An 18957-nucleotide genomic window follows, 5' to 3' on the forward strand; every position below is an offset into this window, starting at 1 on the left:
ACTCCGGGAAAGAAGAAAAGGACCTGATCTTCTCTTATACTCCGGCCAGCGCAGTCCGACCAGATTAGAAGCTCTCTTTTGTGAGATTGTTTCCCGCCTTATGCGAGAAATTCCCCCTGTTTTAGTGTGGCGAATTGCGCCTGCGCTCTCAAATCCTGAAAGGGCGCTTCATCTGTTCCGGTCAGGATTACGGATGCACGAAAATCCCGGACAATTTCCAGCAGTGAGGCCCGCCGCTTGTGGTCCAGATGTACCAACGGTTCATCCAGCAGCAGGACAGGCGGTGTGCCACGGTAATCTTCCACCAGCCGCGCATGCGCCAGCACCGTGCCCATCAGAAGGGTTTTTTGCTGGCCCGTGCTGGCTGTGGCCGCCGAAAGGCCGCTTTGCAGGTCAGACAGCTTAAAATCAGACCGATGCACCCCTGCCGTAGCCCGTCCGCGCTCCCTGTCCTGCTGCCTGTTTGCCGCAAGCTGGTCACGCAGCCAGTCTTCTACAGTGAGTGCTGGGGCATGATGAAGCTGATCAGCAACTTCACACAGCAAGGTAACGTCCACGCCCGGAAAAGCACCGAGGCTTGAGCGGGCAAACAGGCACAGTTGCTGCACCATCTCGCGTCGGCCAGCCGCAACAGCAACACCGTGTCGCGCCATGGAGGCTTCCAGTCCACTGAGCCATGATGCTTCAGAAAATCGGGTTTGAAGAAGGCGATTGCGCTGTGTCATGGCGCGGTCATACGCCAGCAGTTCGCGCGCATGGTGGGGTGTGACAGCCATAACCAGACGGTCCAGAAAGCGCCGCCGACCGGAGGCGCCTTCACTGAACAGGCGGTCCATCTGCGGGGTAATCCATACGGCGGAGAGCGTGTCCTCCAGCGCGTCACGGTTACGAACCTGCTGACCGTTCAGCAGATAGACCCGCCGAGCAGCCTCCCCGGTGCCAGCCATGCCGGTGCCGAGTTCAAGTGCGTCGTCATGCAAAGAAAAACGTGCGGATATTCCCCAGCTTGTCGCACTGTTCCGGCCCAACTGAGCCAGCGGCGCGCCGCGTAGCCCCCTGCCCGGTGTTAAAAGCGACAAGGATTCAAGCAGATTGGTCTTGCCGCTTCCGTTCTCTCCGGTGATGACAACCAGAGAGGCATCCGGTGACCACACCAGACGCTCATAATTCCGAAAATCAGAAAGGGTCAGTTTAAGAAGCTGCGCCACATTTTATCCGAGAGGATGTGTCGCTGAGAGAAAGCATTGCTTACGTGAGCAAGCCCCCTTCCCTACGCCTGTTTCAGCGAAAAAACCGGCGCAGGGCATAGGGGCAAACGGCCTTAAACGCGCATAGGCATCAGCACATACAGTGCTGATGGACTATCAACATCGCGCACAATGGTAGGCGCTGAGTTATCTGAGAACGCGAATTCAACGTCTTTTTCGACCTGATCGGTAATGTCGTTCAGATAGCGTGCCTGAAAGCCGATTTCCAGAGCTTCCGCATCGTAGGAAATGCGGCTTTTATCCAGCTCTTCCGTCGCCATACCCTGTTCCGGGCTACTGGCTGACAGCGTTAGCAGTCCGGGCTCGAGTGCCATTTTGACCGGACGGGAGCGTTCCTGACTGATGGCTGCCACACGGGCCACGGCATCGGAAAAGTCTTTCTTTCCAACCCGCAGGATGCGCGTGTTATTCAGGGGAATAACGCGGTCATATTCCGGGAACGTGCCGTCAATCAGCTTGGAAGTCAGCATGACGGAGCCAGTCGTAAACTGCACGCGGGTTTCCGAGAGAGCGACTTCAATCTCTTCCGGCGCTTCATCAAGCAGCTTGCGCAGTTCTGCGACTGTTTTGCGCGGAATGATGACGCCGGGCATGGTTTCCGCCCCGGCAGGCAGTGCTGCTTCCACGCGGGCAAGACGGTGGCCGTCTGTCGCCACGGCGCGGAGTTGTTTGCCGCTGTCTGTATCCGCTGCGTGAAAGAAAATGCCGTTCAGGTAATAACGGGTTTCTTCGGTGGAAATCGCAAAGCGTGTGCGGTCAATCAGGGAGCGCAGCACAGCGGAGCCGAGCTTGAAGTGGCACGGCAGATCACCCGTCCCCATGGAGGGGAAGTCATCCACGCTCAGCACGTTCAGGCGGGTGGCGTAGCGGTCGGCACGGAGCAGCAGTGGGCCTTCACTGTCAGCCTGATCCAGCTCCACTTCTACGCTATCAGGCAGTTTGCGGACAATTTCGTACAGAACCGAAGCCGGGACCGTCGTCGCGCCGTCACGCGTGATGGTGGCCGGAATGTCTTCCACCACCTCAATTTCCATATCGGTCGCTTTAAGGCTCAGCCGACCGTTTGCCGCCTGAATCAGAACGTTCGCAAGGATGGGTATGGTGTTACGCTTTTCAGCAACACTCTGGATGTGTGCCAAAGCTTTGAGCAGTATTGCGCGCTCAGCTGAAAATTTCATCTATGCCTCTTCCCTGCATGACCGGCCCCACGCAGGAATTCAGGCGGGCCGGGATTATCCTGTTGAAAACTAACAGCCGTAACGGTGCAGTCAATCTCTGAATGCCCGTATCCCTGCGTGAGACTGCGGGCATTCCCGGTTTAGCTTTCCAGCATCCGGCGCATCAGTTCGACATCTTCTGCAAAAGCGGGGTCACGCTCCATAAGTTCCGCCACGCGAGAGACGGCGTGCATGACAGTCGTGTGGTCGCGGTTTCCAAATTTGCGGCCAATTTCTGGCAGAGACCGGCTGGTTAATTGCTTGGCCAGATACATGGCAACCTGCCGTGGGCGGGCAACCGCTCTGGCACGACGGGCTGAAGACATATCCGTCAGACGGATATTCCAGTGCTCTGCCACCCGCTTCTGGATTTCTTCAATCGTCACGCGGCGATCATGCGCCTTGAGAATATCGTGCAGGACATCCTGCGTGGCTTCCAGCGTAACGGGGCGGCCAAACAGATTGGCATGCGCAATCAGGCGGTTCAGCGCACCTTCAAGTTCGCGCACGTTGGATGTGATCTTATGGGCCAGAAACTCCAGAACCTTGCCCGGTACAACCACGCCGGAGGCTGCGGCCTTGGATTCCAGAATGGAGATGCGCAGTTCAAAAGTCGTGGCGTGAATATCCGCCACCATGCCACAGCCCAGCCGGGTGCGTAGACGGTCTTCCAGCCCGGATAGATCGGATGGAGATTTGTCAGCCGACACCACAATCTGCCGTCCAGCATCAACCAACGCGTTGAAGGTGTGGAAGAATTCTTCCTGCGTGTTGTCCTTGCCGATCAGAAACTGGAGATCATCAATCATCAGGACATCGACGGAGCGGAGTTGCTCCTTGAATTCCATGGTCGATTGAGACCGGATGGCCGCGATGAAGCGGTACATGAATTTTTCAGCAGACATATAGGCAACGGAGACATTGCCGCTCTGCACCAGTTCCGCGCCGATGGCATGCATCAGATGCGTTTTGCCCAGACCTACGCCACCATACAGAAACAGCGGATTGAAGCCGACGCTGGAGGGCTTTTCAGCCACGCGCCGGGCGCAGGCATAGGCAAACTCATTCGGTTTGCCGACCACAAATGTATCGAACGTAAAGCGGGTATCCAACGTGGTGACGAGGTCACTCCGCACTTCCGGTGCGCTTCGCGGAGCGTCTTCCACGTCAATGGCGGGAGTAGAGGCGGTCGGGGCATCTTCCGTGACAAGGGCAAGCGGAGGCGCGACCGGATCACCCGGACGGGCGACCTGAAGCTCAACACGGCGAATGGCGGGGAGGACCTGATTCCAAAGCTCGCTCAGGCGGTCTCCATACTGGCTACGCACCCAGTCACGCAGAAAGCGGGTGGGCAGGAGGAGTGTAATCTCATCACCATCCACAGGCCCCAGCGCGATCTTGGTCAGCCAAGTACGGTATTCAACCTCCCCGACTTCTCCCTTCAGCCTTGAACAGATCTGTAACCACGATTCCTCAAGAGCCTTGCTGTCTTCAGCTAGGGGGAATGCCCTTTCGTCCTCGTCCACTCCGATTGTCATCTACGCTCCCGAGCGGTCATAAACGCGGCCAGCCGCGCATAATTTTCGATAAAGGGACTGTTTGCACAGCCACCGGACAGCCAGCCTTCCAGCCCGCCTCACTCCCGCCATGACTACGGCGCAGGTGCGCAAAAAAGACGCAGTCCTGAGAGTGGAGGCTAACTGCCAGAACTAAAGCAGGCACGGGGGTGGAGCAATGAAAATCTCGGCACCCCAGCCCTCATTTCTGTCATGCCAAAGCGCATGCAAAAATAAAGCCGAATCACCCTAGGATGATTCGGCTTTACAGAACGCATGCTTCAGAAGGCTGCGGATGCAGCCCGAAGGTCTCAGGCGGTTGCCAGAGACTTCACGCGAGCAGACAGGCGGGAGATTTTGCGTGCAACCGTGTTTGCATGCACAACGCCCTTGATCACGCCGCGCTGCAGTTCCGGCTGAGCAACACGCAGAGCTTCACGTGCTTCTTCATGGTTGCCAGCAGCAATAGCAGTTTCAACTTTCTTGATGAACGTGCGCATGCGAGATTTGCGGGCTGTGTTACGAGCAGTCCGCTTTGCGGTCTGCCGGATGCGCTTACGCGCTGAAGCGATATTCGCCATGAGTTTCTATTTAATCCAGCACAAAAGAAATGGTAGCCACCCGACAATGCCGGGTTGGCTGCAAAGAGTAGCGGTGCTGTAATCCACAGCGGTATCCACAGTCAAGCCGCTTCCCTCATTATAGAGGTAATTTTACCTTATTTTCTGCCGTAAAGGGCAGAAAAAGGTGGAGCGACCGGCCTGCGTTATCTGTTCAACCCCCATACAGTCCGGCGGGCCGGGGCAGTCCGGGCAAGGCTGGCCCTTGCGCCCATAAACTCGCCATGCATGCTGAAAATACCCTAAACCGCCTTCTGGCCGGACATAATCTTTCAGGCTTGAACCGCCTGCCGCGATGGCCTCATTCAGCACATCTTTGATGGCCTGAACGAGCCGCTTCGTCTCCTGCGGTTTCAGGGTGCCAGCCAAGGTCTTCGGATGGATGCCTGCTCGGTATAAGGCTTCACACACATAGATGTTACCAAGCCCGGAGACAATCTTCTGGTCCAGCAGCGTGGTCTTGATCGGAGATTTCCGCCCCTTGAGAGCGGCGTGGAGCACGGCCCCCGTAAACGCGGGTTCCAGCGGCTCCGGCCCCATGGCGGAGAAAAACTTATAACGTTCTTCGTGGGTGGTCGGCACAAGGTCGAGCATTCCGAACCGGCGAGGGTCAACAAACCCGCAACGGCGTCCGTCCTCTGTGAGGAATGTCACATGCTCATGCAGGGCCGGGGCGATTGGAGAATCGAGAACAATGCGTCCCGACATGCCCAGATGCAGCACGATGGACAGATTATTAGACAACCGGATGAGAATATATTTTCCGCGACGGCGAAACCCGATGATGGTCTGTCCGGCGACGGATTGCCGAAAATCCGCAGGAATCTGCCATCGCAGATCCGGGCGGCGGAGAATGACATCGCTGAGTGCGTGGCCTTGCAGGGCGATCTGCATACCGCGCATCACGGTTTCGACTTCAGGGAGTTCCGGCATGAGTGCAAAGTAGGGTATAGGGTAACACCATGACCGACAATAGCTTTGCGCTCTCCCCCTCATCTTCCGCTGCGCCGCAGGTGGAAGAAACCGATTTCGGCTTCCGCTCCGTCCGGAAGGAAGAGAAGAAACCCCTCGTCCGCGCTGTTTTCGACAGCGTTGCGGGTAAGTATGACGTCATGAATGATCTGATGTCTCTGGGGATTCACCGGATCTGGAAACGTATTTTTGTCACGGAGCTCGGGCCGCAGCCCGGCCTGTCCCTGCTGGATCTGGCGGGCGGCACGGGTGACATCAGCTTTGGCTGGTTGCAGGGCGGCGGCGGCCCTACCATCATGACCGACATTAACGCCAGCATGCTCTCCATCGGGCGGGACCGTGCGCTGAGCCGGGGTTTCGTCTCTGATCTGTCCTTTGCTGTGGTTGATGCAGAAGCGATTCCGCTGAAAGACATGTCTGTTGACCGCGTATCCATTGCGTTCGGTCTGAGAAACTGCACCGATAAAATGGCCGTTATTCGGGAAGCCCGCCGTGTGCTGCGTCCGGGCGGGCGATTCATGTGCCTTGAATTCTCCCGTGTGCAGGTTGCGGCTCTCGCCCCGATTTATGACGCATGGTCATTCAAGGTCTTGCCGACCATGGGCAGCATGGTGGCGGGAGACCGGGAAAGCTATCAGTATCTAGCGGAAAGCATCCGTACCTTCCCCGATCAAGAAACACTGGCGGACATGTTCCGTGAGGCCGGTCTGTCTCATGTGCGGTATCAGTCTCTCTCAGGCGGGATTGCGGCCATTCACTCTGGCTGGCGTCTCTGATCCTTCATGACGGCTGCCCTCCCTCTCCGCTCTGTCCTGCTCATTGTCAGCGGGAGCATCGCGGCTTTTAAAGCGCCGGAACTCATCCGCGCTTTGCAGTCTGATGGCATACAGGTGCGGTGCGTGCTGACGGAAGGAGGCAGCCAGTTTGTCACGGCATTGACGTTACAGGCGCTCAGCGGCCAGCCGGTCTATACAGACCTCTTTTCGCTCACCGCGGAACAGGAAATGGGGCATATCGCGCTGTCGCGCTCGGCAGATCTTATTGTTGTCTGTCCGGCGTCGGCCAATCTGCTCGCCCGCATGGCCGGTGGGCTGGCGGATGATCTGGCCAGCACCGTTCTGCTGGCAACAGATACGCCCGTGATGGTCGCACCGGGCATGAATGTGCGGATGTGGGAGCATCCGGCCACGCAGGCCAATATCCAGACGCTGGTAAGACGGGGCGTGACTTTTATCGGGCCTGTCGAGGGCGAGATGGCCTGCGGCGAATATGGTCCGGGCCGCATGGCAGAACCTGCCGATGTGCGCGATGCGGTTCTGACGTTTTTCCGGGTTCAGGCCCAAAAACAGGGGCCGCTGGCAGGCAGGACCTGTCTTGTGACAGCAGGCCCGACGCATGAACCACTGGACCCCGTGCGATATCTCGCCAATCGCTCCTCTGGTAAGCAGGGTTATGCGCTTGCGGAGGCACTTGCGGATATGGGCGCTGCTGTAACGCTGATCAGCGGACCGACAACCCTACGGCCACCAGCCGGGGTTCTTACTTATTTTTGTGAAACTGCCTCCCAGATGCGTGACCTTGCGCTTGCTGCGGCGCATGAGACGGTGTTTGATGCCGCAGTCTGCACAGCAGCCGTTGCCGACTGGCGACCGACTTCCGTGCAGTCACAAAAAATCAAAAAAATAAACCGGGATGATGTGCCGCCGCCGCTCGCACTCTCTCCTAACCCTGACATTCTGGCAAAACTTTCGGCACCGTCCGCCTTCCGTCCTCACCTTGTCATTGGTTTTGCTGCCGAGACAGAAACCGTGGAAGCCCACGCGCGCGCCAAGCTTGCCAGAAAGGGGTGTGACTGGATTGTTGCCAATAATGTTGGCGAAGGTTCAGATATTATGGGCGGCGCGGAGAATGAGGTAACGCTCATCACGCAGGATAAAGTGGAACACTGGCCGCGCCTGCGGAAAGATGAGGTAGCGCGCAAACTCGCTCTGTCTCTTGCAGATTGGTTTCTTACCGCTCACAAAGCGTGATAAGATCAATGAATTATGGAGTGCCTGATGCCCGCATCTGAATCCCGGAAAGCCGGTCTGACAGTCCGGGTGAAGCGCCTGCCGCACGGGCAGGACTTGCCGCTGCCCTCATACGCGACCGCGGGTGCTGCCGGGATGGACTTACTGGCGGCAGTGCCGGAACCAGTGACCCTTCAGCCCGGTGGCCGCACGGTTATTCCAACAGGCTTATCTATTGCCCTGCCTCCGGGATATGAATTGCAGGTGCGGCCACGTTCTGGTCTCGCGCTAAAGCACGGTATCGTTCTTCCAAATTCTCCCGGCACCATTGATGAGGATTATCGGGGCGAAGTCGGGGTGATAGTTCTCAACGCGGGCAGCGAGCCGTTTACGGTTGAACATGGCATGCGCATTGCGCAGGCTGTGATTGCCCCGGTAGAACGAATCTCGTGGGTTGAGCAGGACAGTCTGGATGAAACCGCTCGCGGTGCGGGCGGGTTTGGCAGTACCGGAACGGGCCTGCCATGAAGGCAGGCCGGGCCCCGGATTTTTCCCCGTCTTTTCAAGGTCCTGTGACGCGCCTGCCACCACGCCACATGACTGTGGTAAAGGTGAGTCTGCTAGTCTGTCTGGCAGGTTTGGCCGTGCTGGCCGGATATAGTGTGAACCACACACTGGCCGTGCCTGCCCCCCCCCTTCAGACCCTTCTTCATCTCGATATTCTCTATCTTCCTGACTACGCGGCGCGCACATCGTTACGGATGTTTATAGCCCTCGGCCTATCGCTCGCTTTCTCTTTTCTTTACGCAACACTAGCGGCCAAAAGTCGGCGCGCAGCACAAATTCTAGTGCCGCTGCTGGACATCCTGCACTCCATTCCCGCTCTCGGTTTTCTGGGCTTCACAGTCGCCTTTTTTCTGGGGCTGTTTCCGGGGCAATCTTTCGGTGCGGAACTGGCCGTTATCAGCACGGTTTTTGCATCACAGGCATGGACCATGACGTCCGGCATGTACCACTCTTTGCGCACTATTCCGACCGAGCTTGAAGAGGCTGCCCGCTGCTTTGGCCTAACAAGCTGGCAAAAGTTCTGGCGTCTGGACGTGCCGTGCGCCATCCCTGCTCTTGTAAGAAACGCCATGATCTCCATGGCCGGTGGCTGGTTCGTGCTGGTCTATTCTGAGACCATAGCCGTCGGCCATACGCGGATTGCGCTGCCCGGTATCGGGTCTTACGTTGGCATGGCCCTCAGTCAGCAAAATATCGGTGCGGTTCTGGCGGCTATTCTCGCCATGATAGGTGTCATACTCGCGTATAATCAGCTTCTGTTCCGTCCCCTCACCGTCTGGGCGTCCCGTTTCCGTCTGGAGACAACGGAGCAGGATGCCATCCTGACAGAGCCGTGGATGCTCCGTCTGCTGCGGCGTACCCATATTCTGCGCGGTGGGGTCGATCACCTTCTATCCTTCCTGCACAGGCTTGCATCCCTTCCCCTTGGGCACAGGCCGGGGCGCACCGCACCTTCGCAAACGCTCGTATCAAAACGGCTTTCTGACGGTTTATGGCTCAGTGCGCTCGGTGTGATTTTTCTGGGTGCGGTAAAGGTGGTTTGGGGCTACGGTGCGACCGCTTATACAGCTGAACAAATCCTGCATGTTGTTATCTTGGGGTTTTATACGCTTCTCCGCGTTGTCAGTATGCTCGGCCTTGCGTCCCTGCTCTGGGTGCCGCTCGGTGTCTGGCTTGGGCTTAATCCCGCACGTGCCCAGCGTGCCCAGATGATTGTGCAGTCCTGTGCGGCCTTCCCCGCCAATCTGCTTTTTCCGCTCTTTGTAGCCACCATTATTTATGTCCATCTGACGCCCGCTGTCTGGCTGACACCTTTGCTGATGCTGGGCGCGCAATGGTATATCGTTTTCAACGTTATTAATGGCACAGCGTCTTTTCCGGCTGATCTGCTGGAAGCTGGTGAGACGTTTAAGGTGACAGGTTTTCTCTGGTGGCGGAAAATTATCCTGCCCGGCATTACGCCCGCTTATCTCACCGGAGTTCTCGCAGCCTCAGGCAGCGCATGGAATGCCGCCATCGCTGCCGAAGCCGTGCAATGGGGGCATGAAACGCTGAAAGTGCAGGGGCTTGGCGCTTACATTGCACAAGCCACAACGGACGGTGACCTTAGCGCGGCAGCACTGGGCCTAGCGGTCATGACGCTCTTTATACTCGCACTCAACTGGCTGGTCTGGCGTCCTCTTTCTGATTACGCTTACCGCCGCCTGAAACTGATCTGACACAGGACCGAAGCATGACGTCCCCTTCCCTCTCCGCTCACTCTGTTGCCGGGCACGCTTCAGTGCTGGTGGAGGCACGGCACGTCAGCCAGTCCTATCACAAAGACAGCACGGTTGATCTGCTGGTTTTGGATGATGTCAGCCTGACTCTACGGAGCGGAGAAATAGTGGGACTTCTGGGCCGATCCGGCTCAGGAAAATCGACACTTCTGCGTCTTCTTGCCGGGCTGCTTGCCCCCACGTCGGGAGAAGTTGTCTGGAAAGGCGAGGAGTTGAAAGGCCCGGCTGACGGCGTCTCCATGGTCTTTTCGTCCTTCGCGCTTTTCCCGTGGATGACTGTCGAAGAGAACGTAGCCCTTGGACTGGAAGCCAAAGGCGTTACCGGCGAGGAGCGCGACAGGCTGGTGCAAAACGCCATCGATCTGATTGGACTGGGTGGTTACGAAAATGCTTGGCCAAAGGAACTATCCGGCGGCATGCAGCAACGTGTCGGGCTGGCGCGTGCGCTAGTGGTACAGCCAGACCTCCTCCTGATGGACGAGCCTTTTTCCGCGCTGGATGTTCTAACAGCCGAAAATTTGCGGACCGATCTGGTCGAACTTTGGTCAGAAAAAAAGCTGCCTGTTCAGGCCATGCTTGTGGTGACGCACAATATTGAAGAGGCCGTTCTGATCTGTGATCGGATCATGATCTTTTCTTCCAACCCCGGCCGGATTGCGCATGTCCTGACTGTGCCGTTTACGCACCCACGAGACCGGGAAGACCCGGCCTTTCGCCAGTTTGTTGACCATATTTATGCGTTGATGACGCAGCGGGCGCCGATTATTTCCGAGGCCGATCTGGCTGTTGGTGTGAAACAGGCGGTGCAGGCCACACCATCGTTCATAGCTCTTCCGCTTGTGTCCATCACGATGATGATCGGAATGATGGAGGCTCTGGCTGCGCATCCGCTTGACGGGCGAGCAGACCTGCCGGTGCTTGCTGAAAAACTACAACTAGAACTGGATGATCTTTTCCCGCTGGGCGAATCTCTGGAACTCCTTGGCCTTGCGGAACTGGAAGATGGTGACATTCTGCTGACCAATGATGGCGTGCATTTTGTGCTGAGCGATCTTGAGGAGCGCAAAGCCATCCTGAATCACGCTCTGTTCCATCATGTGCCTTTGGTAAAAATGATCTGCACAGTTCTGGATGAACGACCGTCTCATAGCACCAACGCGGATCGGTTCCGGAGCGCTCTGGAAGAGGTCATGTCACCCGACTACGCGCGTCTGACACTCCAGACCGTTGTGGGGTGGGCGCGTTTTGCTGAGTTGTTTGATTTTGATGAAGAAGGAGACCGCTTCTATCTGGAAGAAGCGGTCTCAGAATAACAAGGCCGTCAGGCGTCAGTCTCTTTTAAAGCGTGCAGCATAAAGCTTACGCGCTTTAGCGACCTTTGGTGCGATAACAGCCTGACAGTACCCTGTGTTCGGGTTGCGTTCATAATAATCAAAATGCATGGGCTCAGCGGGCCAGAACGTTTCTAGCGGCGCAATTTCTGTCACAATCGGTGCATCCCAGAGACCAGCCTGCTCGATTTCCGCCTTAACACGGAGTGCTGCATTTTTCTGGGCGTCATCAGCATAGAAAATAGCAGAGCGATATTGCGTGCCAATATCGTCCCCCTGCCGGTTGAGAGTGGTGGGATTATGCAGCGTGAAGAACATACGCAGCACATCGTCAGACCCGATCACGTCGGGGTCAAACTCCAACCGGATGACTTCCGCATGCCCTGTCTGACCTGTGCAGACCTGTTTGTACGTGGGGTTATCAGAGTGCCCGCCAGCATAGCCGGGAGCGATGGAGAGGATACCGGCCATATCTTTGAAAACGGCTTCCATGCACCAGAAGCATCCCCCACCAAGAACGATAGACTGAGACATTTTCTCTCCCTTCCTAAATCGTGCCTCAAAAGGTCTGCGCCTCGGCCCAGATAGGACTAGCCCCGAAAGGACTGACCCAGACAAGAACTGACCTAGGCAGGATCGGCGCAGACCTTAGGAAGCACCCGAATCAGGCGATACGCGCCAGTGCGGCTTTCAGGCGCATGCTCTCACCCTGTTGGGCTTCGAGACGTTCCCGCATTTCCTGAACAATTTCAGGTTTAGCGCGTGAGACGAAATTTTCGTTCCCGAGTTTTTTGTCTGTCTTGGCGATTTCATCATCCGCGCGCGCCAGTTCCTTCTTCAGGCGGTCCTGCTCCGCCTGAAGATCAATCAGCCCTTCCAGCGGAATAATCAGCGTTGCCTCATCCACAACAGCCTGCGCCGAGCCACGCGGGACATCGCCCTGCTGCGCTGCAACGTGCGAGACACGGGCCATACGTCCGATAGCCTCCTGCCAGCGTTCCGCGCGCTGCAAGGTTTCAGGGGCTGCATCTTGCAGGAAGACTGGTGCTTTTTGTGAGGGCGGGACGTTCATTTCCGCCCGGACGGTACGAATTTCAGAAATCAGGCGGATAATATGGTCGCATTCTGCCCGAGCCTCATCAGCCCCCGCGAGACTAACCGGTTTCGGCCATGCTTCAGAAATCAGGCTTCCCTGTTTGCCAAAGCCGAATTCGGTCCAGAGTTCATCTGTCACAAATGGCATGACAGGCTGCAAGAGGCGAAGAGTGACGCCCAAGACATATGCTGCCACGGCGCGGATTTCAGCCGCTTCTGCGGCGTCATCCGATGCAAAAACAGGTTTAGCGAATTCAAGGAACCAGTCACAAAAACGGTTCCAGACAAAGCGGTAGCAGCTCAGCGCGTAGTCATCAAACCGATAGGCTTCAAGCGCTTTTGTCACATCCTGAATCGCCGTGGCAGCTTCGGCAATAATCCATTTTCCGAGCGCAGAGGTAACGCTCTGTGGGTCAAAATCAGCCTGCGCCTTCACGCCGTTCATTTCGCAGAAGCGGGCTGCATTCCAGATTTTAGTGACAAAGGCGCGGTAATCCTCGACCTTCTTCCGGCCCAGTTTCACGTCACGCCCAATGCCTGTCAGCGCACAGATGGTAAAGCGCAGCGCATCGGCGCCGTAGTCATCAATCAGCTCCAGCGGATCAATACCGTTGCCCTTGCTTTTGGACATTTTCTGGCCGCGCTCATCCCGCACCAGACCATGAATGAAAATGTCGCGGAACGGCACATCATGCATGAAGTGCTGGCCCATCATGATCATCCGGGCGACCCAGAAGAAAATAATGTCAAAGCCGGTCACCAGAACGTCGGTCGGATAGTAGCGCGCCAGTTCCGGTGTTTTATCCGGCCAGCCGAGCGTAGAAAACGGCCACAGGCCAGAGGAGAACCACGTATCCAGAACGTCCTCGTCCTGTGTCAGCGTTTCAGTCCGGCCATAATGGGCGTCAGCCTGTTTTTGGGCGTCTGCGTCATCATGCGCCACAAACACCTGTCCATCTGGGCCATACCATGCGGGAATACGATGCCCCCACCAGAGCTGGCGGGAAATGCACCACGGCTGGATATCCCGCATCCACGCAAAAAACGTGTTTTCCCATTGTTTGGGTACGAAGGAAATTTTACCGCTGGTGACAGCCTCAATCGCCGGTCCAGCCAGTTTTCCGGCGTCGCAATACCATTGCGTGGTCAGGCGTGGTTCAATCACCGCGCCGCCGCGTTCCGCATGGGGAACCTGATGGCGATGCGGCTCGATTTTTTCAAGCCACTCCAGTCTTTCCAGTTCCGCGACAATAGTTTTCCGCGCGTCTTCACGAGAAAGCCCCGCGAGACTTTTCACAAAAGCAGGGTCAGACAGCCCTTCAACGCTGGCCAGTTCATCTACAATTTCATCCAGAATCACGCAGGCCTGCTCATCCAGAACGGAAAGCATGGGCAGGTTGTGACGACGACCGACCTCAAAGTCGTTAAAATCATGTGCCGGGGTGATTTTCACCGCGCCGGTGCCTTTTTCCGGGTCTGAATGCAGGTCCGCCACAATAGGGATCAGTCGCCCCGTAAGTGGCAGGCGGACAGACTGGCCAACCAAGGCCGCATACCGTTCATCTTCCGGATGCACGGCAACAGCGACGTCACCCAGCATGGTCTCCGGGCGGGTCGTGGCGACAGTAATGGTTTCGCCGGGTTTGCCCTCAACAGGATAACGAATGTACCAGAGCTTACCGGCTACATCCTTGCTTTCCACTTCCAGATCGGAAATGGCGGAGCGGAACATCGGATCCCAGTTGACGAGGCGACGGTCACGGTAGATCAGCCCTTCCTTGTAAAGGGTGACAAACACCTCTTTCACCGCGCGGGACAGACCTTCATCCATGGTGAAGCGCTCACGTGGCCAGTCCAGAGACGCCCCCAGACGACGGAGCTGGCGAGTAATGCCGCCACCTGACTCTTCTTTCCATTTCCAGACGCGCTGGACAAAGGCGTCACGCCCCATCTCCTGACGTGTGGTGTTTTCCGCTGCCAGAGCCCGTTCGACGACCATCTGTGTCGCAATGCCTGCGTGATCGGTGCCGGGTTGCCACAGGGTGTCAAACCCCTGCATCCGCTTCCAGCGCACTAGCGTATCCTGCAAGGTCATGGTCAGGGCATGTCCCATATGCAGGGTGCCCGTTACATTTGGCGGGGGGATCATGATGGTGAACGACGGCCTGTCGCTCTGCGGGTCAGCCGAAAATGCTTTTTCGCTCTCCCACAGGTCGTAAAGTTTCTTCTCTGTCTCAGCAGGCTCAAAAGTCTTGTTCAGCATGATATCCAACCCGAAAACATAAAAAGGCGGACGGCATGTTATGCCCCCGCCTTCGGAAGGTTATAGTCCCTGCGCTCCGTGCAGGAAATATCTCGCACTCCTACTTTTCACCACATGGGATGAAAAACAGGGCACTCAGAATAAGGAACGGTCTATCTGACCAAAAATTCTGCCTCAGCTATTAGCGCCCCGGCTGGCCGACAGCATAGTCATTAATGCCCCAAAGTCGATCTTTAACCGCTTTGTAATAGGCCTTGTCATCATACAAGGGAACATTGAGCTGTAGATCTGCCGCAGTCAGACGACCGATGGCGGAGGCTACGTTATAAGAGGCAATAACCATGTTGCTCAGGCTTTGCACGAGTGCCACCTGCGCCTGAAGCAGGGTTTCCTGCTGCTGGAGCACTTCCAGCGTTGTACTTGTGCCCACAATAGCCTGACGCTCAACGCCATCAAGAGCGACGGTGCCTGCTTTAATGGCCGCGCGGTTGCTGGAAATTGCCGCCTGATATGAGACAAGTTTCTGCCAGTTTGAAACAGCATCCTGCGCAACCGTGCGGCGCTGGATATCCACTTCACGGTGGGCCGCCTGTGCTTGCTGCTTGGCCTGCCTCACGGCTGCGTATTCTGACCCACCCTGATAAATGGGAATGTTGAAGTTCAACATGGCATACTTGTTTTCATCAATCTGATGATTCAAGCTCTGGTTGATCTGCCGACTATAGGCCGCGGTCGCGGAAACTTTCGGCATAATTGCCGCCATGGCAACGGATACGGCGTCCTTCTGAGAGGATTCCGTAAAGAGCGCATTAATCACATCAGGATTGTTTTTGACCGCCATGGCTGCGGCCGTCTGCTCATTTTTGACAGGCAGAACCAGAGGCTGAGGCGGCACGAGATTGGGTGGGGGCGCCATCCCTACAATCTGCATATATGTGGCCTGAGCTGTCTGAAGAGTACCTTCGGATTGCTGGCGGGTAGCCTTTGAGGAGGCATAGGCAGATTCCGCCTGCGCAACGTCGGTCCGGGTAATCTCCCCAACTTTGAAGCGTTCATTCGTAGCCCGCAACTGCTGCTGCAAAACGCGCTCGTTATTGATGTTAAGCTGAAGAAGCTGTTCGTCTTCAATCACACTAACATACGCGTTCACAACATTCTTGAAGACCTGCTGCTCGACCGAAATCAGGTTAGCCCGCGCCGCCATGACTTTATTGACAGCCTGATGCGTGGATGCCGTGGTTTTGCCACCCGTATAGAGGGGCTGCGTAATCGTCACGCCTGCGGTATAACCCGGTGTATTATACATACGCAGATAACCCGGCTGGTCAGCGCTGCCCTGATAGTCATTCGTGCCCTGATAATAGGTTAGCCCAGCAGTTCCCGAAACAGTCGGACGCCACCCGGCCAGCGCGGTTGGAACCTGCTCATCCGTTGCGCGCAATGTGGCGCGCGCCTGTTGCAGTGTGGGGTTGGTCAGATAGGCTGAGGCAAGAGCTTCCTGGAGCGTATGGGGTATAAAGGTCGGGGACCCACTTCCATCATACTTCTGGGCCCACGCAGTGGAACTGCAAAGCATGGCCGCCATGCCCATCCCAACCCCGTAAATACGCCGCATTTGTTTCTCCTGCCTGAATTAGAGCACAAATAAATAGTTGCCACTTCATGCCACGATAAAGAGCATATTTCTATCTTTTATTAGCTAAAAAACTATAAAGTATGCGCAAAGAATTATCTCTTACTTTGGCAAGGTATTCATGAATTACTAAGACAAAGAGAAGATTGATGCGTCGTCCAAAGCGTCGCAAGATTGGTTATCGTGTGGCTCTCTGAGTTTAATCCTGCGTTGAGCATTAATTTTTAAATAAAGAGCACAACGCGGAGGACGCCACTGTTTTCCAGTTTAACGAAAACTGGAGGTCCGGGCGGGAATCGAACCCACGTACGCGGATTTGCAGTCCGCTACATCACCATTCTGCCACCGGACCGGTGTGGTGTGACGGTCTTATCTCTCTTAATATCGCTCTGGTCAAGCCATTGCGTGAAGGATTTTCAGCACACGTTCTCAAAGCCCCTTCTGGCTTGAGAGAGAGAGCATCAGGAGCGTTTCAGATAATCTTCTTCGCTCCTGAAATTCCTCAACTCGCATCCCTTGTCTGCTGAGTCCTATGGCAAAATCTGACCACGCCAATATGTCTTTCCGAGTATTGGGATGCAAAAAATCACGTCAGGATCGGGCGTGCTCTTTCTGCCCTACGTCCAGACTTTGTAGAATATGTCTGCGGAGAAAGGCTGGTAGCAGGCGCTCAGCCACTCTCAGAACGCGGAACTGCCAAGGGAAGATAAGCTCCGCCTGCCCGACCCTGATAGCCTGCATAATCTTACGGGCAGCACTCCCAGCAGACACCAGAAACGGTCTTGGTCCTTCAAGCCGCTGACTCATGGGCGTATCTACAAAACCCGGAATAACAAGGGTCAGTTGAACGTTTTTAGGGCGCCATGCCAGATTGGCAGCCTGCGCGAAACAGGCCAGACCGGCTTTGGAACTGCTGTAGGAGGCCGCAAAGGGCAACTCGTAGAACCCGGCGACAGACCCAATCAGAACAATTTTGCCATATCCTTGGCGGATCATGCTTTGTGCGGCGGCCGTGGCGAGCGTTACCGGCGTTGCATAATTGACAAGCGCCAGCTTCAGGACTCCCGCAGGGTCTTCTGTTTGCTGATCAGGGGATTTGATATCGGACAAGCCCGCGCCGAGAATCACCAGATCAAGACCATGCCGAGCCTCATCCTCCCGTAGAGCAGCAAGAGCGGCCTCACCATCCGAAAGATCAATCTGGCGAGGAGAAACCTCAGCTCCGCGAGAGCAGCACAGGCTGGCAATCGTATCCAGTCGCTCCTTATTTCGTCCCCAGAGGATGAGCATACGTCCGGGTTTTGCGTACCGTTTTGCAAGCTCCATACCGATACCTCCGGTTGCTCCTGTAATCAGAACAGACCGGAGTTCGTGCCTGTGCTTTGAGACCTTGTTCACACTTCCCCCTTTTCCATTCCGTCGGAATGATGCATCACCTTGCGGTTTCCAGGCCCAGAGTTTGATGGAGTACCGATGACCACCCCGAACCAGATCGTCGTTTCCCCCGTCTCGGGCGCTCGTCAGCTTTCATTGTTCATCAAGCTTCCGCGCCTGCTTTACAACGACCAGCCCAGCTATGTCCCGCCTCTGGATATGGAGCAGAAAGATATGCTCCATCCGCGCCGGTCTCCTTTTTTCAGCCACGGGACGGCATGTTACTTTCTGGCTTGGCGCGATGGGAAGCCCATCGGACGAATATCCGCTCAAATTGATACGTTGACACTTGAACAGCCCGGCCCACGAACCGGCTTTTTTGGCGCGCTGGATGCACTGGACACAGATTGCGTCAAACCCCTTCTAGATGCCGCAACGGACTGGCTCAAGGCACAGGGGATTGAACGGATTAGAGGGCCATGGACGCTGAATTCTCATGGTGAATCGGGCACCATGATTGACGGTCAGATGGAGCCACCCATGGTCGGCACAGGCTGGCATCCGGCCACACTGGGGCCAGCTATTGAACAGGCAGGCTTCTCTAAGGCCATAGACTTGCTGTCTTACAGAATGGAGACCAGTCCGGCCGCTGAGCAAGCTAACCGAATTCCCAACAACTTGAGAGAAAGACTGGGGGGCATTACGGTTCGTGGTCTGCGGAAAGACCGTATTGATGAAGATGCCGACATCCTGCGTACAATCTACAATGACGCATGGGAAGGCACATGGGGCAATGTCCCCATCACGGCAATCGAAATTCACGCCTTGCTCAAAGCGCTTAAGCCCGTTTTACGTCCTGAGCAGTTTGTTCTGGTTGAATTTAAGGAAGAGCCCGTCGCGATTGCGCTGGTTATCCCGAATGTTTTTGACTTAAACGGCGATATTGGTGGCGCCCCCTCCCCGCTTGGCTGGGTAAAGCTGGCCTCGCGCCTGCTGACGCATGATTTTTATTCTGCCCGTGTGATCCTGCTGGGGGTCAAGAAAAAGCTCAGCGGCACAGCCCTAAGCGCCATCATCCCCGGACTACTGATTGACGAACTGATGAAGCGCGGGCGAGATCTGCCTTATCGGACAATTGAACTGGGCTGGGTTCTGGAAACTAATATGCCAATCCGGAACTTGATCGAGCGGATTGTGCCGGTGCCGTATAAACGCCATCGGATGTTTGAAAAGCTGCTTTCCTGAAAGAACTGAGCTGAAAATTGAAACCTATG

The 18957-nt window shown here is 56.1% G+C and carries 15 protein-coding genes and 1 tRNA gene; 6 read left to right on the plus strand and 10 right to left on the minus strand.

The window, feature by feature from the left end; genetic code table 11:
- Window positions 1-98: 98 nt before the first annotated feature.
- From recF to mutM, 5 genes are all read right to left on the minus strand, one after another.
- On the minus strand, window positions 99-1208 hold the full coding sequence (gene recF, locus AD949_RS07560) for a DNA replication/repair protein RecF (protein WP_048836121.1): 1110 nt from the start codon (window positions 1206-1208) through the stop codon (window positions 99-101).
- Window positions 1209-1321: 113 nt separating this feature from the next.
- A complete protein-coding gene (gene dnaN / locus AD949_RS07565) occupies window positions 1322-2446 on the minus strand; it encodes a DNA polymerase III subunit beta (protein WP_048836122.1) in 1125 nt (374 codons plus the stop codon).
- A 140-nt stretch (window positions 2447-2586) separates the two neighbouring features.
- Window positions 2587-4023, minus strand: a complete 1437-nt coding sequence (gene dnaA, locus AD949_RS07570) for a chromosomal replication initiator protein DnaA (protein WP_096430232.1) — start codon at window positions 4021-4023, stop codon at window positions 2587-2589.
- A gap of 329 nt (window positions 4024-4352) precedes the next feature.
- Window positions 4353-4622 (minus strand): 30S ribosomal protein S20, encoded by a 270-nt coding sequence (gene rpsT, locus AD949_RS07575; protein WP_025826906.1) that lies wholly within the window; start codon window positions 4620-4622, stop codon window positions 4353-4355.
- A gap of 132 nt (window positions 4623-4754) precedes the next feature.
- Entirely contained in the window at window positions 4755-5594 is an 840-nt protein-coding gene (mutM, locus tag AD949_RS07580; protein ID WP_048836123.1) for a bifunctional DNA-formamidopyrimidine glycosylase/DNA-(apurinic or apyrimidinic site) lyase, read from the minus strand.
- 29 nt (window positions 5595-5623) lie between these two features.
- Between mutM and AD949_RS07585 the strand changes: the two genes are divergently transcribed.
- The 5 genes from AD949_RS07585 (at window position 5624) to AD949_RS07605 (ending at window position 11300) form a co-directional block, all read left to right on the plus strand.
- On the plus strand, window positions 5624-6409 hold the full coding sequence (locus tag AD949_RS07585; protein WP_048836124.1) for a class I SAM-dependent methyltransferase: 786 nt from the start codon (window positions 5624-5626) through the stop codon (window positions 6407-6409).
- 6 nt (window positions 6410-6415) lie between these two features.
- On the plus strand, window positions 6416-7663 hold the full coding sequence (gene coaBC / locus AD949_RS07590) for a bifunctional phosphopantothenoylcysteine decarboxylase/phosphopantothenate--cysteine ligase CoaBC (protein WP_048836125.1): 1248 nt from the start codon (window positions 6416-6418) through the stop codon (window positions 7661-7663).
- Window positions 7664-7690: 27 nt separating this feature from the next.
- Entirely contained in the window at window positions 7691-8170 is a 480-nt protein-coding gene (gene dut, locus AD949_RS07595) for a dUTP diphosphatase (protein ID WP_048836126.1), read from the plus strand.
- A gap of 68 nt (window positions 8171-8238) precedes the next feature.
- On the plus strand, window positions 8239-9927 hold the full coding sequence (locus AD949_RS07600) for an ABC transporter permease (RefSeq protein WP_048836190.1): 1689 nt from the start codon (window positions 8239-8241) through the stop codon (window positions 9925-9927).
- A gap of 14 nt (window positions 9928-9941) precedes the next feature.
- On the plus strand, window positions 9942-11300 hold the full coding sequence (locus tag AD949_RS07605; RefSeq protein WP_048836127.1) for an ABC transporter ATP-binding protein: 1359 nt from the start codon (window positions 9942-9944) through the stop codon (window positions 11298-11300).
- 15 nt (window positions 11301-11315) lie between these two features.
- Here the strand turns inward: AD949_RS07605 and msrA are convergent, their stop codons facing one another.
- From msrA to AD949_RS07630, 5 genes are all read right to left on the minus strand, one after another.
- Entirely contained in the window at window positions 11316-11852 is a 537-nt protein-coding gene (msrA, locus tag AD949_RS07610; RefSeq protein WP_048836128.1) for a peptide-methionine (S)-S-oxide reductase MsrA, read from the minus strand.
- A gap of 130 nt (window positions 11853-11982) precedes the next feature.
- Window positions 11983-14676, minus strand: a complete 2694-nt coding sequence (locus AD949_RS07615) for a valine--tRNA ligase (protein WP_048836129.1) — start codon at window positions 14674-14676, stop codon at window positions 11983-11985.
- Window positions 14677-14857: 181 nt separating this feature from the next.
- Window positions 14858-16291, minus strand: a complete 1434-nt coding sequence (locus AD949_RS07620; RefSeq protein WP_048836130.1) for a TolC family outer membrane protein — start codon at window positions 16289-16291, stop codon at window positions 14858-14860.
- 296 nt (window positions 16292-16587) lie between these two features.
- Window positions 16588-16661 (minus strand) — tRNA-Cys (locus AD949_RS07625).
- 239 nt (window positions 16662-16900) lie between these two features.
- The gene (locus AD949_RS07630) at window positions 16901-17707 is read right to left on the minus strand and encodes an SDR family NAD(P)-dependent oxidoreductase (protein ID WP_244463384.1); all 807 of its coding nucleotides are present in this window, start codon (window positions 17705-17707) and stop codon (window positions 16901-16903) included.
- 75 nt (window positions 17708-17782) lie between these two features.
- Between AD949_RS07630 and AD949_RS07635 the strand changes: the two genes are divergently transcribed.
- Window positions 17783-18928, plus strand: a complete 1146-nt coding sequence (locus AD949_RS07635; protein ID WP_048836132.1) for an N-acetyltransferase — start codon at window positions 17783-17785, stop codon at window positions 18926-18928.
- Window positions 18929-18957 lie beyond the last annotated feature (29 nt).

The organism is Acetobacter orleanensis, from assembly GCF_001581005.1.
GTDB lineage: Bacteria > Pseudomonadota > Alphaproteobacteria > Acetobacterales > Acetobacteraceae > Acetobacter > Acetobacter orleanensis.

What these genes read in the sequence shown, in the direction of transcription:
- AD949_RS07585 (WP_048836124.1), top strand. Translation starts at nt 5,624, where the DNA reads ATGACCGACAATAGCTTTGCGCTCTCCCCCTCATCTTCCGCTGCGCCG.
- AD949_RS07600 (WP_048836190.1), top strand. Translation starts at nt 8,239, where the DNA reads ATGACTGTGGTAAAGGTGAGTCTGCTAGTCTGTCTGGCAGGTTTGGCC.
- dnaA (WP_096430232.1), bottom strand. Translation starts at nt 4,023, where the DNA reads ATGACAATCGGAGTGGACGAGGACGAAAGGGCATTCCCCCTAGCTGAA.
- msrA (WP_048836128.1), bottom strand. Translation starts at nt 11,852, where the DNA reads ATGTCTCAGTCTATCGTTCTTGGTGGGGGATGCTTCTGGTGCATGGAA.
- dut (WP_048836126.1), top strand. Translation starts at nt 7,691, where the DNA reads ATGCCCGCATCTGAATCCCGGAAAGCCGGTCTGACAGTCCGGGTGAAG.
- AD949_RS07635 (WP_048836132.1), top strand. Translation starts at nt 17,783, where the DNA reads ATGACCACCCCGAACCAGATCGTCGTTTCCCCCGTCTCGGGCGCTCGT.
- coaBC (WP_048836125.1), top strand. Translation starts at nt 6,416, where the DNA reads ATGACGGCTGCCCTCCCTCTCCGCTCTGTCCTGCTCATTGTCAGCGGG.
- AD949_RS07605 (WP_048836127.1), top strand. Translation starts at nt 9,942, where the DNA reads ATGACGTCCCCTTCCCTCTCCGCTCACTCTGTTGCCGGGCACGCTTCA.
- dnaN (WP_048836122.1), bottom strand. Translation starts at nt 2,446, where the DNA reads ATGAAATTTTCAGCTGAGCGCGCAATACTGCTCAAAGCTTTGGCACAC.
- AD949_RS07620 (WP_048836130.1), bottom strand. Translation starts at nt 16,291, where the DNA reads ATGCGGCGTATTTACGGGGTTGGGATGGGCATGGCGGCCATGCTTTGC.
- mutM (WP_048836123.1), bottom strand. Translation starts at nt 5,594, where the DNA reads ATGCCGGAACTCCCTGAAGTCGAAACCGTGATGCGCGGTATGCAGATC.
- rpsT (WP_025826906.1), bottom strand. Translation starts at nt 4,622, where the DNA reads ATGGCGAATATCGCTTCAGCGCGTAAGCGCATCCGGCAGACCGCAAAG.
- AD949_RS07615 (WP_048836129.1), bottom strand. Translation starts at nt 14,676, where the DNA reads ATGCTGAACAAGACTTTTGAGCCTGCTGAGACAGAGAAGAAACTTTAC.